Source organism: Pseudoxanthomonas putridarboris (genome assembly GCF_038321125.1).
GTDB lineage: Bacteria > Pseudomonadota > Gammaproteobacteria > Xanthomonadales > Xanthomonadaceae > Pseudoxanthomonas_A > Pseudoxanthomonas_A putridarboris.
The window spans coordinates 876,031-890,962 of the sequence record NZ_JBBWWT010000001.1; the positions used below are offsets into that span (position 1 = coordinate 876,031).

The following is a 14,932-nucleotide window of genomic DNA, read 5'->3' on the forward strand; positions in this document are numbered from 1 at the left end:
TTGTTCAAGCCGGAGGTTCCGGCGGACAGGAGAAACCCCATGCAATCCGAGACCAGAAAACAATGGTGGCAGCAGCTGGGCGGCATCAGCCAGGGCATGCTGTTCATGCACGGCCATATCGTCAGTCCGGAGGCCTTGGAAGGCTCCGACGGAGACAGGCGGCGCGAACCCCGCACGCGGGATGCCGCCGGCAAACGCCGCCACGAACGCGCCGTGCAGCGGCTCAGTGCCCGCCGCCTGCGCGAGATGACGTCGCTGTCGCTGTTCCGTTGAATGCAGGTACTTTGTGGGAGCGACGTGAGTCGCGACCGCGCGCCATCGGCATCCGTACGGGAATGGTTGCTCGACATCGTGCACAGTGAACGACTATCGGGGGCGGTCGCGACTGACGTCGCTCCCACGGGGCCAACAGGTTTCAGGCCTGCACGTACACCCACGCATCCAGGCCGGACTTCAGCCGCACCCGCACGCGCTGGTAGTCAGAGACTTCGTAACGGTCGGCGGCGGCGAGTTCCTCCGCGCTGATGCGGAACACCATGCCCTGCACTTCGGCATTGGCGTCGTCGCTGCGCTGCACGATCGGGTGGAAGCGCTGGCCGCTGGTGGCCAGCACGTCCGGGTCGGTGATCTCGACCATCGTGCAGACGTAGCCGGGCATCGTGTCGGGCTCGCCGTCGAGGCGCCGGCCGAACGAGGCCAGCTGCACGCTTTCCAGCTGCAAGGTGCCGTAGGAGAACAGGCGGATGTCGTGGGTGTCGGTCATCGTGATGCTCCGGAAGATCTCACCTACCGTGTAGGAGCGCCCTCGGGGGCGATGCTGTCGAATTTGTCGAATCGAAGAGCATCGCGCCCGAGGGCGCTCCTACAGGAAGACCAAGGCGTACATGCGAACGCCCGGCATGACCGGGCGTTCGCGGGTTCAGCGGTACCGCGACGACATCACAGGTGCTTGATGATCTCGTCGGCGAACTCGCTGCACTTCACTTCGGTGGCGCCGTCCATCAGGCGGGCGAAGTCGTAGGTGACGCGCTTGCTGGCGATCGCCTTGTTGACGCCCTCGATGATGGCGTCGGCCGCTTCGGTCCAGCCCAGGTAGCGCAGCATCATCTCGCCGGACAGGATCACCGAGCCCGGGTTGACCTTGTCCAGGTCGGCGTACTTGGGCGCGGTGCCGTGGGTGGCTTCGAACACCGCATGGCCGGTCACGTAGTTGATGTTGGCGCCCGGCGCGATGCCGATGCCGCCGACCTGCGCGGCCAGCGCGTCGGACAGGTAGTCGCCGTTGAGGTTCAGCGTGGCCGACACGTCGTATTCCTTCGGGCGCAGCAGGATCTGCTGCAGGAAGGCGTCGGCGATGGCGTCCTTGATGATCAGGCCGGCGCCCGGCTTGCCTTCCGGGATGACATGCCACGGACCGCCGTCCAGTTCCACCGCGCCGAAGAAGTCGCGCGCCACCTGGTAGCCCCAGTCGCGGAAGCCACCTTCGGTGAACTTCATGATGTTGCCCTTGTGCACCAGCGTGACCGACTTGCGCTTGTTCTCGATGGCGTAGCTGATGGCGCTGTGCACCAGGCGCTCGGTGCCCAGGTAGGAGACCGGCTTGATGCCGATGCCGACCTGCACGTCGAGCTCGCGCTTGGGCGCGCCGATGCCTTCCAGCACCTGCTGCCACTGGTCGACCTTCTCCTGCGTGCCGAAGCGGATCTTGCCGGCGGCCTGCGGGAATTCCTTGTTGAGGAAGTCCAGCACCTTCTGCGCGTCGGCGCTGCCGCCTGCCCATTCGATGCCGGCGTAGATGTCCTCGGTGTTCTCGCGGAAGATCACCATGTCCACGTCGCCCGGCTTCTTCACCGGCGAGGGCACGCCTTCGAACCAGCGCACCGGGCGCAGGCAGACATACAGGTCCAGCATCTGCCGCAGCGCCACGTTGAGCGAGCGGATGCCGCCGCCCACCGGCGTGGTTAGCGGGCCCTTGATGCTGACCAGGTAATCGCGGCAGGCCTGCACGGTGGAGTCCGGCAGCCAGGTGCCGAACTGGTTGTTCGACTTCTCGCCGGCGAAGACTTCCAGCCAGTGGATCTTCTTCGCGCCGCCGTAGGCTTTTTCCACCGCCGCATCGAGCACGCGCACGCTGGCGCGCCAGATGTCCGGGCCGGTGCCGTCGCCTTCGATGAAGGGGATGATCGGGTGGTTCGGCACGTTGAGCTTGCCGCCCGAGATGGTGATCTTCTCACCGCCGGCCGGCGGGGTGAGCACAGGTTCTGCCATGGAACTGCTCCCGGTAAAGGACACGCGCGCCGGGTGGGTTGCGCGTGGGGTGTAAGGGACCGCCATTGTCGCGGTTTATGCGGGTGGGGGCAAAACCCGTGGGTGGATCGCGCTGTCCCGGGGACAGCATGCTTTCGCATCCGGCAAGGGGCGCGGGGTTCCGACTTCACCAGCGCGGACCAGGAGCGGGTGCGCTGGTGGGGGCAACGCGCGCGGTAGCGGGCGGCATTTCCAGGTCGGCGCGCCCGGAGGAAGAACAAAAAAAGCGGGCGTGGATCGCTCCACGCCCGAGCTTGCCCACTGAGGTGGGAGAGAGGGTTGCCTTGCTGATTACTTGACTTCGATTTCCTGGGTGAAGCCCACCGGCTGGCCGTTCAAGGTCACGTCGACCTTGTACTTGCCGACCGGCCAGTCGGTAGCCTTGGTGAATTCGACATTGGTCGTGTCCACGCCACCGGCCACAACATTGGCAGTCTGCTGGCCGGCGACTTGGCCGTCCTGATAGGTCAGCTTGGCGTCGATGGCGGCATTGGCCGGCGTGGCGGCGTCGGTCGTCACAGAAACGATGATCTTGTCCTTCACGCCAAACGTACTGACAGCGGCGACCGACTTGTCGGCCGCAGCAGCGTTGCCGACGGTGACGCTGGTGGCACTGACCGGAGCCGGCGCGGACTCAATTGGCGCGGGTGCCGGTTCGACGGCGGTCGGCGGCGGTACCACGGCCTCTTCCTTCTTCTTGCAGCCGACGATGGCGACGCTGCCGGCCAGGGCAACGATCAGGGCGTAGGAAATGCGGGTGTGCTTCATGGAGTCGTTCCTTGTCTATGGAAGAGGGCGATCAGGCTTCGGTGGGCTTGGGCGGCAGCTTGATGACCTGCCCGGGGAAGATGCGGTCGGGATCGTCCAGCACGTCGCGGTTGGCCTCGAAGATCTGCTTCCAGGCACTGGCGCTGCCGTAGTGCTGCTTGGCGATCTTGGAGAGGGTGTCGCCCTTCTCGATGGTGTAGGACTGCTCGCCGATGATTTCCGCGGTGCTGTCTACGCGTGTCGTAACGTCGGAGAAGTCGGCGGCTTTTTCTGCCGTCGTGTCCACCTTGGCGGCGACATCGGAAAAATCGGCTTTCTTTTCGGTGCTCATGATGCAACCACCCTTCCTGGCTGGATGTTGGGATGAGCTAGCGTTGCACGCGCCCTGTTAATAATCCATATCGCGGACGTGAAAATGCGTCATTGTTACAAGTGCAACGTTATTGGCGTAATTCGCGCTTCAGGTCGGGCGGCTGCGCGCCGGGCGTGGCGCGCCAGGGATTGATGTCCAGTCCGCCGCGGCGGGTGTAGCGCGCTTCCACCGACAGCAAGGCGGGATGGCAGTGCGTCATCACGTCGTGGAAGATGCGTTCGACGCACTGCTCGTGGAATTCCGCATGGTCGCGGAAACTCACCAGGTAGCGCAGCAGTTCGACGCGATCGATGCGCGGGCCGTGGTAATGGATCGACACGGTGGCCCAGTCCGGCTGGCCGGTGACCGGGCAGTTGGATTTCAGCAGCTCCGACGCCAGCGTTTCCTCGACCACGGTTTCCGGGTCGATGGTGAGGAATTCGGCGCGCGGCGGACCGTAGTGGTCGATCTCCACGTCCAGCGCGTCCAGCAGTTCGCCTTCCACCGCCTCCGCCATCCGCGGCAGGCCGAACGCCACGGCCACATCGGCGCCCGCGCGTACCGACAGGTCGGTGCCGATGCATTCCAGCACCGCGGCATCGCTGTTGAAACGGGTGGCGTTCAACGAGTTGAGGTAGAGCTTCAGCGACTTGGATTCCACCAGGCACGGCGAATCGCAGGGTACGGTGAAGGTGGCCGTGGCCACGCGCGGCTTGCCGCGGGCGTCCAGCCAGCCGAGTTCGTAGGCGTGCCAGCGGTCGTGGCCGATGAAGGGCAGTGCGCCGGCGGCGATGCCGATCTCGTCGCGCGCACCCTGGCGCGGGATGGGGAACAGCAGGGTAGGGTCGTACTGCCTGGGGTAGGCGACTTCGCGGCCCAGCGAGGAATCTTGGGGGGTGCTCATGCCGCCATTTTACGGACGCCGCTTTAAGCGCGGGTGTATAACGGCGGCGTCCGCAGGGAGGTGCCGATCGATGATGAAGCCGCTGTTGCCGCTGGGCCTGTTGCTGGCCCTGTCCGCCTGCGCCGCCGCGCCCGCGCCCGCGTCCGGCGACGGTCCCGGCCCCGCCGCGCCACCCGGCGACGGCATCGTCCGGCCCGACGGGTCCGGTCCGGTGACGCTGAAGGTCGGGCAGGTGCTGGAGATCGCCCTGACGTCCAACGCCAGCACCGGCTACCAGTGGCAGGTGGTCTCGGATGGTGCGCCCGCACTGGCACGCACGACCGGTCCGGCCACGCCCCCGCCCCTGGATACCCAGCCGCCCATGCCGGGCGCGCCGGGCATCGCGCGCTGGTGGTTCCGCGCGGAGCGGCCGGGCGAGGTCACGGTGAAGCTGGAATACCGGCGGCCTTGGGAGAAGGAGGTGCCGGCGGCGGAGGTGGTGCAATATATCGTCCGGGTGGAATAAGGAGTAATTGACTCGTGTCAAGAAGCGTTGAAGACCCGCTGAAAACTATCTACTTGGATCGCGAGTTCATCGCAAATTTGTATGAGCAGGAAACAGGTAATCAGCCAGAGACCAAGATAAGTACATCTGAAACATTACATGCGACGGCAAAGATTCCGCTATTCAGCGGCGGAGCTAGCTCGGCTGAAACAAGGACCTATTCAGTCTCTATTCGAGGAATGCTTGAAGCCCTGAAAGCTAAGCTATCAACGTTCCCTGACGAAGCTCAGATCGAGCTAGAGCACGATAAACCATCCGTCTACATGTGGGTCAGTGGAGTTTTGAGCATTAATGTACTAAAGCGTTCTCGCAAGATGCAGAGCGAGAAAACGGGAAGGCAAGAAAATGTCGTGCTAGCTGAGGTCCCGTACTACGCTCTTGAAAAATCTAAGTACAAGTTTGCATTGATTCCATCAGAGGATTACTTCCAGTCAGGATTCCGAGGATTAAGGGAATTGCACAATACCGTCCTTGGCCCAATAGATTTGCCTGTCAACGCCCTTCTTCGAGTCGTATCGGCCCAAACAAACTTTAATCAGTGGATTGCCATACCATTGATCATATATGAGTCATAGTGCGTAGGATCAGTTCAGTTGGCTGGCATGCTGCGCATGAGGGGATGCCTGCGGCTAACCCATCCTGCGCCGCGCTCGCTTGGATTCGTCGCTCGGGCAAGGCAAAGTGAAGCCTCCCTCCAGGCCAGGGAGGCCACCATGAAACCGAACGCGTGCGGATGGCTGCTGGCCAGCCTGATCGCCGGCTCTGCGTTCGCGCAGCAGGTCGCGGATGTTCCCGTGGCGCCACCCGACAACTCCGCGTACACGAATTGCCTGGCCGACCTGCGCACGCAGGCAGCGCAGCAGGGCATCACGGCCGCGACCTTCGACGCGCACACGACAGGCCTTGCGCCCGACATGAGCGTGCTGGGCCTGCTGGACGCGCAGCCCGAGTTCACCACGCCATTGTGGGACTACCTGTCGGGGCTGGTGGACGAGGAACGCGTCGCGGACGGCAAGGCAATGCTGGCGACGCATCGCGATCTGTTGGCGCGCGTGTCGCAGGCCTACGGCGTGGACGCGGAAACCGTGGTGGCGGTGTGGGGGGTGGAAAGCGACTTCGGCCGCGTGTTCGGCAAGCGGCCGCTGCTGACGTCGTTGTCCACGCTGTCGTGCTTCGGAAGGCGGCAGCCGTTCTTCCGTGGCGAATTCCTCGCCACGCTGAAGCTGTTGCAGAAGGGCGACATACGCGCCGAGGGCCTGGCCGGTTCGTGGGCGGGTGCGTTCGGGCACACGCAGTTCATGCCGACCACCTATGCGCGCATCGCGGTGGACTTCGACGGCGACGGGCGGCGCGACCTGGTCGGCAGCATTCCCGATGCGCTGGCGTCCACGGCGAACTACCTGGCGCGCTCGGGCTGGCGCACCGGCCAGCCCTGGGGTTACGAGGTGAAGTTGCCCGCCAATTTCAACGCGGCGCAGGCCGGGCGCACGAACCGCAAGCCGGTCGCGCACTGGCAGGCACAAGGCATCGTGCGGGCCGACGGGCAGCCGTTGCCCCCCGGCGAAACCATCGCCGCCCTGCTGGTGCCGACGGGCGCGATGGGACCGGCGTTCCTGGTGTTCAAGAATTACGACACCATCCATGCCTACAACGCGGCGGAAAGCTATGCGCTGGCCATCGCCCTGCTGTCCGACCGCCTGCGCGGCAGCAGCGGCATCGCCGCGGCGTGGCCGACGGACGATCCCGGCCTGTCGCGCGCGCAGCGCCGGCAGTTGCAGACATTGCTGCTGGGGCGCGGCCATGCCATCGGCGCGCCGGACGGCATGATCGGCACGCTGACCCGGCGCGCGATCCAGGCGGAACAGACGCGGCTGGGCCTGCAACCCGCCGACGGCCGTGCCGGTGCGAGAATACTGGCCGCGCTGCAGGCGGAAGCGCCAGCGGCGGCTCTTCCGCAATCCGCAAGACCGTGACCACGATGAACGCATTGCCCGAAGGCATCATCCACGACACGCTGCAGGGACTGGACGTGCTGCGCCTGCGGACGCCGCACTCCACGGCGGTCCTGAGCCTCCATGGCGGCCAGCTGCTGTCGTTCGCGCCGGAGGGTTTCGACGACCTGCTGTGGCTGTCGCCCACCAGCGCGCGGCCGCCGAAGGCGATCCGCGGCGGCATCCCGGTGTGCTGGCCGTACTTCGGCCGGAAAGGGCGGGACGCATCCGTGCCGCAGCACGGGCATGCGCGACTGACGCGCTGGCAGTTGGCCGATGCGCGTACGCAGGCCGACGGCGGCCTGCAACTGAAGCTGGCCTTGCCGCTGGAGCCGGGCGTGCCGCTGGAGCTGGGGATGACCCTGCACATCGGGCGCGAATTGCGGCAGAGCATCGACACCGTGCATCGCGGCGATGCGCCGTACACGCTGACGCAGGCGCTGCATACCTACTTCCGGGTGGCCGACGCCCGGCAGGCGCGCGTCACCGGCCTGGACGGCCTGCATTACGCCGACAAGTACGATGGCGGCACGCATCGCCAGGCCGGCGACTGGTCGATGCACGATCCGCGCGATCCCGGCCGCAGCGACCGCATCTACACCGGCACCGGCCATCGCTTCGATCTGCTCGACCAGGCCGGCGCGCGCCGCATCCGGCTGGACACCTTCGGCAGCCGTTCGCTGGTGGCGTGGAACCCGGGCGCCGACGGCGCGCGCGACATCGCCGACATGCCGGACGACGGTTGGCGGCAGTTCGTCTGCCTGGAAGCCGCCAATGCCGGCGACGACGCCATCGAACTGGAACCCGGGCAGCGCCACCGGCTCAGCCACGTGATCTCGGTGGCCTTGCTGTAGGAGCGACGCAAGTCGCGACCGCACGCGGACCGTCGTGCATGATATCGAGCGCGCGGCAGCGCGTCCGGATGGCGAACGATCAGAACTTCACGGACAACCATGGTCCGCGGTCGCGACTTGCGTCGCTCCTACAGGAGGGAAGGAGGGCGCCATGCACGGCGGCGATGTCCTACACTTGCGCACCTTTTGCCGGTTCGCCGCCCGTGAACGCAGACTCCCAGCCCTTGGGCGGCCGCCGCCGCGCCGCCTTGATCTTCATCTTCATCACCGTGCTGATCGACGTGCTGTCGTTCGGCGTGATCATCCCGGTGCTGCCCGGCCTGGTGCGGCAGTTCACCGGCGGCGACTTCGCCCAGGCGGCATGGTGGGTGGGCGTGTTCGGCATGCTGTTCGCCGCCATCCAGTTCGTCTGCACGCCGATCCAGGGCACGTTGTCGGATCGTTTCGGCCGCCGTCCGGTGATCCTGCTGTCGTGCCTGGGCCTGGGCATCGACTTCATCCTGATGGCGCTGGCGCAGTCGCTGCCGTGGCTGCTGGTGGCGCGCATCTTCTCGGGCGTGTTCTCGGCCAGCTTCACCACCGCCAATGCCTACATCGCCGACATCACCGCGCCGGAGAAGCGCGCGCAGGCGTTCGGCATGATCGGCGCGGCGTTCGGCGTGGGCTTCATCATCGGGCCGATCATCGGCGGCCAACTGGGCGCCATCGACCTGCGGTTGCCGTTCTGGTTCGCCGCCGGGCTGGCGCTGCTGAATTTCCTGTACGGCTGGTTCGTGTTGCCCGAATCGCTGCCGAAGGAAAGGCGCACCAAGACCTTCGACTGGTCGCACGCCAACCCGGTCGGCTCGATGATCCTGCTGAAGCGCTACCCGCAGGTGTTCGGCCTGGCGGCGGTGGTGCTGATCGCCAACCTGGCGCACTACGTCTACCCCAGCGTGTTCGTGCTGTTCGCCCAGTACCAGTACCGGTGGAACGAACAGCAGGTCAGCTGGGTGCTGGCGGCGGTCGGCGTGTTCAGCGTGATCGTGCAGGCGGGCCTGGTTGGCAAGGTGGTGCCGAAGCTGGGCGAGCGCCGCACGCTGCTGTTCGGCCTGGCCTGTGGCGTGCTCGGCTTCTTCATCTATGGCATGGCCGATGTGGGCTGGATGTTCCTGGTCGGGTTGCCAATCAGTGCACTGTGGGGCCTGGCCGGTCCGGCGACGCAGGCGTTGATCACGCAGCAGGTGGGCGCGGACGTGCAGGGCCGCATCCAGGGCGCGTTGATGAGCCTGGTCAGCCTGGCGGGGATCGTCGGGCCGATCATGTTCGCCGGCACCTTCGCGCTGTTCATCGGCAAGCAGGCGCCCGCGCACCTGCCGGGCGCGCCCTGGCTGCTGGCGGCGCTGTTGCTGGCCATCGGCTGGCTGGTGGGCTGGCGGTTCGCGCGTCCGGTACCCGCCCCGCTTTCCCGCCAGGGTTCGCCAGCGGGAACGGAATGAAGAAGGCCGCCCTTGGGCGGCCTTCTTCATCGCGGACGTTGACGGATACCGGTCAATCGTTCTCGACGTGGATGATCTCGCCGGTGTCGGCGGCCAGGTGGATCTCCACGTCGTTGCCGTCGGCGCGCTCGGCCTCGGCCTTCCACACGCCGTCGTCGAAGTCGATGTCGTGGATGCTGGAATAGCCTGCGGCCGTCAACTTGGCCTTGACGTCGTTCTCGCTGAGGCTGGACACCAGCTTCTCCGCGATGATGTCGCCGCTGGCCGGATTCACGCGCACGTCCACGCGCTCGCCATTGGCGCTGGTGGCGTCGGTTTCCCACATGCCGTCCTCGAAGTCGAGATCGTCGATGCGGGTGTAGCCCTTCTCGGTGAGCAGCGCGCGCACCTGCGGCTCGGCCAGCGCATCCTTGCCGGCGGTCGGTGCCGGTGCCTGCGCGAAGGCGGCGCCGGACAGCGCCACCAGCGCAACGGCGAACAGCATGCGATGGCGGAAGTGGAAGGTCTGCATGGCAATCTCCTGCAAGAGTGGAGTCGCGATGCTGCTCCGCACGGCATCACCCGCGGGTGAATTCACCGCCGGCAAACTGAATGTTCCACGCGGCTTTCACATGCATGAGCCGCGTGCGAACGCGCGGCCTGTCAGGCCTTCCTCCACAGCAGCAACGTCAGCACGCCGGCGATCAGGCCCCAGAACGCCGAGCCGATGCCGGCCAGAGACAATCCCGACGCGGTCACCAGGAAGGTGATAAGCGCCGGCTCGCGTTCCGATTCCTCGCGCAGCGCCGCGGCCAGGCTGTTGCCGATGGTGCCGAGCAGGGCGATGCCGGCGATGGCCAGGATCAGCTCCTTCGGGAACGCGGCGAACAGCGCCGCCACGGTCGCGCCGAACAGGCCGACGACGAGGTAGAACACGCCGGCGGCGATGGCGGCCACGTAGCGGCGCGCGCTGTCCTCGTGCGCCTCGCGGCCCATGCAGATCGCCGCGGTGATCGCCGCCAGGTTCAACGCGAACGCGCCGAACGGCGCCAGCAGCAGGTTCGCCACGCCGGTCCAGCCCACCACCGGCGAGATCGGGATCGGGTAGCCCGACGCGCGGATCACCGCCACGCCGGGCACGTTCTGCGAGGCCATCGTCACGATGAACAATGGCAGCGCGATGCCGAACACGGCGGCCAGCGAGAACGTCGGCGCGATGAAGATCGGCTTCGCCAGTTCCAGCGCCAGGCCGTCCACGCGCAGCAATCCCAATCCGCCCGCGAAGGCGATGCCGACCAGCAGCGTCAGGATCACCGCGTAGCGCGGCAGCAACCGGCGCGCCAGCAGGTACACCGCGAACATGGTCAGCACCATGCCGAGCTGGGTCTTCATCGCGCCGAACGCCTCCAGCCCGAAGCGCAGCAGCACGCCGCCCAGCATGCCCGAGGCCAGCGACACCGGGATGCGGCTGATCATCCGTTCGAAGAAACCCGAGAACCCGGCCACGCAGATCAGCAGCGCCGACAGCATGAAGGCGCCGATGGCATCGGACAGCGGCAGCCCGGCCGCGCTGCTGATCAGCATGGCCGCGCCGGGCGTGGACCACGCGGTCACCACCGGCATGCGGTAGCGCAAGGAAAGCCCGATGCAGGTCAGGCCCATGCCCAGCCCCAGCGCCCACATCCACGAACTGATCTCGGCAGGCGACGCGCCCAGCGATTGCGCGGCCTGGAACACGATGACGGCGGAACTGGCGAAGCCGACCAGCACGGTGACGAAACCGGCGGCGATGGCGGACAGGGACAGGTCGCGCAGCAGGTGGCGTGGCGGGGTGGTCTGGGAAAGGGACATGCGGGGGCGCGTCGATCGAACCGCCGCCATTCTCGCCGAAGTCGGCGGCACCCGCCCGCAATCCTCCCTGTAGGAGCGGCTTCAGCCGCGACTGTGGAAACAAAGAGCCCTTTGGCCACGGATTGACGCGGATCACCACGGATGAAACACAAAGGCTTTATCCGCGTGCATCCGCGTTGATCCGTGGCTGAAGCAAATTCTTTCCACGGTCGCGGCTGAAGCCGCTCCTACAGGGGTTACAGCCCCTGCTTCTGGAATTCGGCGTTGAGCGCGTGGACCAGCCGGCCGATCTCGGGCGTCAGGCAGGTGTTGAACGTCTGCGGGTCGTTGCAGCGGGCGTCGATGTCCTGCGAGACCCGCTTCAAGCCGTAGCCGGCCAGTATGTTGCGCGCCCGGGTGAAGCAAGCCGCGCCCGGCGAGCCGGCCAGCAGGTTGCCGTGCCTGGTGCTGCAATAGGTCATCGCCGAGGCGATGGCGGCGGAATTGACGGCGTACAGCGACGGGTTGGCCGGTCCCGCGGCGAAGGCGGGACCGGCGATCAGGCTGGCTATAGCGAAGCAAACGGCGGTCAAGCGCATGGGAGTGTCCTGCGGGAAGAGAAGCGGGCTCGACGCTGTTCGGTCTGCCCGCAACGCATACGGGTAAAGCCGGGTCTACTGGCTCAGCTTGGAGTCGGGGAACGGCAGGATTTCCTGCGAGCTGCTGGGTTGGGCGACCCAGCGCCGGCCATCCCAATGGAAATCCGCTTGGCTTTCGGACGAACCTCCCGCGGAGGCCAGCGCGAACGTGCAGGCGATCTGTCCCGCGTGTTCGGGAGCCAAGGCGGGCAGGCAGGTCCCGAGCTTGACGGTGGTGCCTTCCAGTTCCGACGCGCCACCGAACATGGCGACGATCGCCGCATGCGCTTGCTGTTCGCCGGGGGCGGGGCCGGGGGCCGCATCCGGTGGCGCGTCCTGGGCACAGGAAGCCGTCGCCGATGCCGCCGCCAGCAGGATGCCCAGCAAGAGTTCTTTCTTCATTCGATTGCGCCTTCGATGCCGGAGGTCGCGCTCCTTTCAGCGGAAGAAGCGCCTTTTCAGTATCGACACGAACGGCCGGGACAGGACATCGGTCCGGTCTTCAACGGGGTCCCGCCCGCAGCGGCACGGCGCTTGCCCACCGTCGCGCCACCACCGGCGAGGTCATGCACATCGCCTCGTCGGTCACCGTGGTCACGGCGCGTTCCAGCAGTTGGATGTCGGCTTCGTGCTGGCGAGCCACGTGCGGGTCCTCGAAGAAGATCACGCGCTGGCAGCGGTGTTCCAGCACGCGATCGGCGATCTGCGCGTCGCCGCCCAGCGGACCGCTCTGGAAGCGTTCCACCCACGGCTGGCCCTGCGGCCAGCCGCGGCTCCATGCCAGTTCGTTGAGGCGCTGGCCGGTGGTGCCGGTCGCCATGCGGTGGGCGAAGCGCGAAAGCACGTCGAAGTGGTCCGCGGCGAATGCGATCATCTGCGGTTTCATCGCGTCGTGCGCGATCAGCGCCAGCGTCTGCGCTTCCAGTGCATGGAAGTGGTCCGCACCCGCATCCGGCGCCAGGCCGGCGTGGATGCGTTCCATCTCCACCCAGTCGCGCGCCGAGGCGACCGTGGACAGGAACGGTTTGCCGTGGATCACGCACTGGCGCTTCAGGGCGATGGCTTCCGGGAAAATCGAGGAGGGATCCACCGGGTCGATCAGGTAGATGGCGCCATCCAGATGGCGTTCGGCGCCCTCCAGGCCCACCACCTCGGCGACCAGCTTCATCAGTCCGCCATCGCGGCCGTAGGGATAGCGCTTCAACCCGTCGTAGCCGCGCAGCATACCGGCGGCGGCGATGGCGTCGTGCGTGCGGCCCACCGCGTGCAGGCCCAGCCGCAGTTCGCGGATGCCCGGCTCGCAGGCGCGCAGCCAGCGGAACAATGCGGCGTCCTCGGTATGGTGGTGCAGGCGGTTGGCGGCCAGGCCCAGGCGCATCGCGTCGCTCGGCGTAGAAGGAACCCACAGTCTAAGCGAGCCCCGCCACTCCTAGGGATGCTGAGTGGCATAGCCCCTGTAGGAGCGGCTTCAGCCGCGACCGGAAGCTATCGAAAAAAGCATTGGACACGGATCAAAGCGAATACACACGGATCAAAGGCAAACGCCTTATCCGCGGCTATCCGCTTTGATCCGTGTCTAAAGGTTTTTCTGATTCCCGGTCGCGGCTGAAGCCGCTCCTACAGGGGACAGGCTTATGCGTCGATGCGCAGCCAGCGGGCGATGCTGCCCGCCGCATCGCGGCCTTCGGCCACGGCGGTCACCACCAGGTCGGCGCCGCGCACCGCGTCGCCGCCGGCGAACAGCTTCGCGTTGGTGGTCTGGAACGGCAGCCGGTCGCCGCCGCCCACCACGATGCGGCCGTTCGGGCTGCCTTCCACGCCCTGCGCGGCCAACCATTCCGGCACGCTGGGCGAGAAGCCGAACGCGATGATCACCACGTCCGCGTCCAGCACCGATTCGCTGCCCGCCACCGGCACGGCGCTCTGGCGGCCGCGTTCGTCCGGCTCGCCGAGCTTCGTTTCCACCACCTGCACGCCGGCGACCTTGCCGTCCTCGCCGGCGACGATGGCCAGCGGCTGGCGGTTGAACAGGAAGCGCACGCCTTCTTCGCGCGCATTGGCCACTTCGCGCGCGGAGCCGGGCATGTTGGCCTCGTCGCGGCGGTACGCGCAGGTGACCTTGGCCGCGCCCAGCCGGATCGCGCTGCGCACGCAGTCCATGCCGGTATCGCCGCCGCCCAGCACCACCACGCGCTTGCCGTGCAGGTCGGGCAATGCCAGCTTGTCCTCCCAGCCGGCAATGGGCCGGCCCCACGGATCGTTGCCGCCGACGATGCGGCCGTTCTGCACCAGGAACGGCAATGCGGGCAGGACGCCTTCCAGGTCCTGGCCCGGCAGGCCGCCATCGGTATAGCGATAGGCGCCGGTGCCCAGGAACACCGCGTCGTATTCGGCCAGCAACTGCTCCAGCGTAATGTCGCGGCCGACGTCCACGCCCAGGCGGAATTCCACGCCCATGCCTTCAAGCACCTCGCGGCGCTGCGCGATGACGCTCTTCTCCAGCTTGAACGACGGGATGCCGAACTGCAGCAGCCCACCGATCTGCTCGTAGCGGTCGTACACCACGGCCTGGATGCCGGCGCGCGCCAGCCGGTCCGCGCAGCCCAGGCCGGCGGGGCCGGCGCCGACCACGGCCACGCGCTTGCCGGTCGGCTTGACGTCGCTGAGGTCGGGCCGCCAGCCATTGGCCAGCGCGGTGTCGACGATGTATTTCTCCGCCGCGCCGATCGTGACCGCGCCGAATTCCTCCAGCGTGCACGCGCCTTCGCACAGCCGGTCCTGCGGACAGACGCGGCCGCAGACTTCCGGCAGCGGGTTGGTGGAATGGCACAGCTCGGCGGCTTCCTCGATGCGGTTTTCCTGCAGCAGCTGCAGCCACTGCGGGATGGCGTTGTGCACCGGGCACTTCCAGCTGCAATAGGGATTGCCGCAATCCAGGCAGCGGCCGGCCTGGTACTGCGCCTCCTCCTTGCCGAACTTGCCGTACAACTCGCCCCAGTCGCCGGACGTGCGCAATTCCAGCGGGATCCGCTGCGGCATGGTGCGGGGCAGGTCGAGGAACTGGAAGACTTGCTTGCGGCTCATGCGTGCTGTCTCGGCTCCCTCCCCCGTTCACGGGGGAGGGTTGGGGTGGGGGGAAGTCCGGAGCCGGAATCGCGTCGGAGCAACGTTCGTTTCGAGTGATGGCTCCGTGCCGGCATCGAGGGACCGGCCGCACGGACTTCGGCTTGCCCCCATCCCAGCCTTCCCCCGCAGGCGGGGGAAGGGGCAGTGATCGCGCCGTGACG

Annotated in this window: 17 protein-coding genes; 6 read left to right on the forward strand and 11 right to left on the reverse strand. The window is 66.8% G+C overall.

From position 1 onward, the window contains the following. Positions 1-39 precede the first annotated feature (39 nt). Positions 40-273, forward strand: coding sequence for a hypothetical protein (locus AAD027_RS03820; protein ID WP_341724672.1), 234 nt, complete (start codon positions 40-42; stop codon positions 271-273). A 142-nt stretch (positions 274-415) separates the two neighbouring features. Here the strand turns inward: AAD027_RS03820 and AAD027_RS03825 are convergent, their stop codons facing one another. The 5 genes from AAD027_RS03825 to queF all read right to left on the reverse strand — a co-directional run bounded on the left by AAD027_RS03825 (position 416) and on the right by queF (position 4,331). After that, a complete protein-coding gene (locus AAD027_RS03825) occupies positions 416-763 on the reverse strand; it encodes a gamma-glutamylcyclotransferase family protein (RefSeq protein WP_341724673.1) in 348 nt (115 codons plus the stop codon). A 176-nt stretch (positions 764-939) separates the two neighbouring features. Next, positions 940-2,268: an isocitrate dehydrogenase (NADP(+)) gene (icd, locus tag AAD027_RS03830; RefSeq protein ID WP_341724674.1), complete on the reverse strand. Its 1,329-nt coding sequence runs from the start codon at positions 2,266-2,268 to the stop codon at positions 940-942. A gap of 330 nt (positions 2,269-2,598) precedes the next feature. Continuing rightward, positions 2,599-3,075, reverse strand: coding sequence for a hypothetical protein (locus AAD027_RS03835; protein WP_341724675.1), 477 nt, complete (start codon positions 3,073-3,075; stop codon positions 2,599-2,601). 31 nt (positions 3,076-3,106) lie between these two features. Then, a complete protein-coding gene (locus AAD027_RS03840) occupies positions 3,107-3,406 on the reverse strand; it encodes a LysM peptidoglycan-binding domain-containing protein (RefSeq protein WP_341724676.1) in 300 nt (99 codons plus the stop codon). 109 nt (positions 3,407-3,515) lie between these two features. Beyond that, positions 3,516-4,331 carry an NADPH-dependent 7-cyano-7-deazaguanine reductase QueF gene (queF, locus tag AAD027_RS03845; RefSeq protein ID WP_341724677.1) on the reverse strand — a complete coding sequence of 272 codons (816 nt, stop codon included), beginning with the start codon at positions 4,329-4,331 and terminating at the stop codon, positions 3,516-3,518. Positions 4,332-4,401: 70 nt separating this feature from the next. On the opposite strand from queF, the gene AAD027_RS03850 reads away from it, so the two are divergent. The 5 genes from AAD027_RS03850 (at position 4,402) to AAD027_RS03865 (ending at position 9,198) form a co-directional block, all read left to right on the forward strand. Beyond that, complete coding sequence (locus AAD027_RS03850; protein ID WP_341724678.1) at positions 4,402-4,836, forward strand: protease inhibitor I42 family protein; 435 nt, start codon at positions 4,402-4,404, stop codon at positions 4,834-4,836. 14 nt (positions 4,837-4,850) lie between these two features. Next, complete coding sequence (locus AAD027_RS03855) at positions 4,851-5,450, forward strand: hypothetical protein (protein WP_341724679.1); 600 nt, start codon at positions 4,851-4,853, stop codon at positions 5,448-5,450. Positions 5,451-5,588: 138 nt separating this feature from the next. Beyond that, positions 5,589-6,848 (forward strand): lytic murein transglycosylase, encoded by a 1,260-nt coding sequence (locus AAD027_RS19105; RefSeq protein WP_486660055.1) that lies wholly within the window; start codon positions 5,589-5,591, stop codon positions 6,846-6,848. Between the two features lie 5 nt (positions 6,849-6,853). After that, complete coding sequence (locus tag AAD027_RS19110) at positions 6,854-7,720, forward strand: D-hexose-6-phosphate mutarotase (protein WP_486660056.1); 867 nt, start codon at positions 6,854-6,856, stop codon at positions 7,718-7,720. Positions 7,721-7,923: 203 nt separating this feature from the next. Next, the gene (locus AAD027_RS03865; RefSeq protein WP_425605375.1) at positions 7,924-9,198 is read left to right on the forward strand and encodes a TCR/Tet family MFS transporter; all 1,275 of its coding nucleotides are present in this window, start codon (positions 7,924-7,926) and stop codon (positions 9,196-9,198) included. Positions 9,199-9,250: 52 nt separating this feature from the next. On the opposite strand, the gene AAD027_RS03870 is transcribed toward AAD027_RS03865, so the two are convergent. The 6 genes from AAD027_RS03870 to AAD027_RS03895 all read right to left on the reverse strand — a co-directional run bounded on the left by AAD027_RS03870 (position 9,251) and on the right by AAD027_RS03895 (position 14,729). After that, a complete protein-coding gene (locus AAD027_RS03870) occupies positions 9,251-9,709 on the reverse strand; it encodes a PepSY domain-containing protein (protein ID WP_341724681.1) in 459 nt (152 codons plus the stop codon). 131 nt (positions 9,710-9,840) lie between these two features. Beyond that, on the reverse strand, positions 9,841-11,028 hold the full coding sequence (locus tag AAD027_RS03875) for a benzoate/H(+) symporter BenE family transporter (RefSeq protein ID WP_341724682.1): 1,188 nt from the start codon (positions 11,026-11,028) through the stop codon (positions 9,841-9,843). Between the two features lie 236 nt (positions 11,029-11,264). Beyond that, positions 11,265-11,606, reverse strand: a complete 342-nt coding sequence (locus tag AAD027_RS03880; RefSeq protein ID WP_341724683.1) for a hypothetical protein — start codon at positions 11,604-11,606, stop codon at positions 11,265-11,267. A 75-nt stretch (positions 11,607-11,681) separates the two neighbouring features. Continuing rightward, a complete protein-coding gene (locus tag AAD027_RS03885; RefSeq protein ID WP_341724684.1) occupies positions 11,682-12,047 on the reverse strand; it encodes a hypothetical protein in 366 nt (121 codons plus the stop codon). 100 nt (positions 12,048-12,147) lie between these two features. After that, entirely contained in the window at positions 12,148-13,023 is an 876-nt protein-coding gene (locus AAD027_RS03890) for a methylglyoxal synthase (protein ID WP_341724685.1), read from the reverse strand. Positions 13,024-13,277: 254 nt separating this feature from the next. Continuing rightward, complete coding sequence (locus tag AAD027_RS03895; protein ID WP_341724686.1) at positions 13,278-14,729, reverse strand: FAD-dependent oxidoreductase; 1,452 nt, start codon at positions 14,727-14,729, stop codon at positions 13,278-13,280. Positions 14,730-14,932 lie beyond the last annotated feature (203 nt).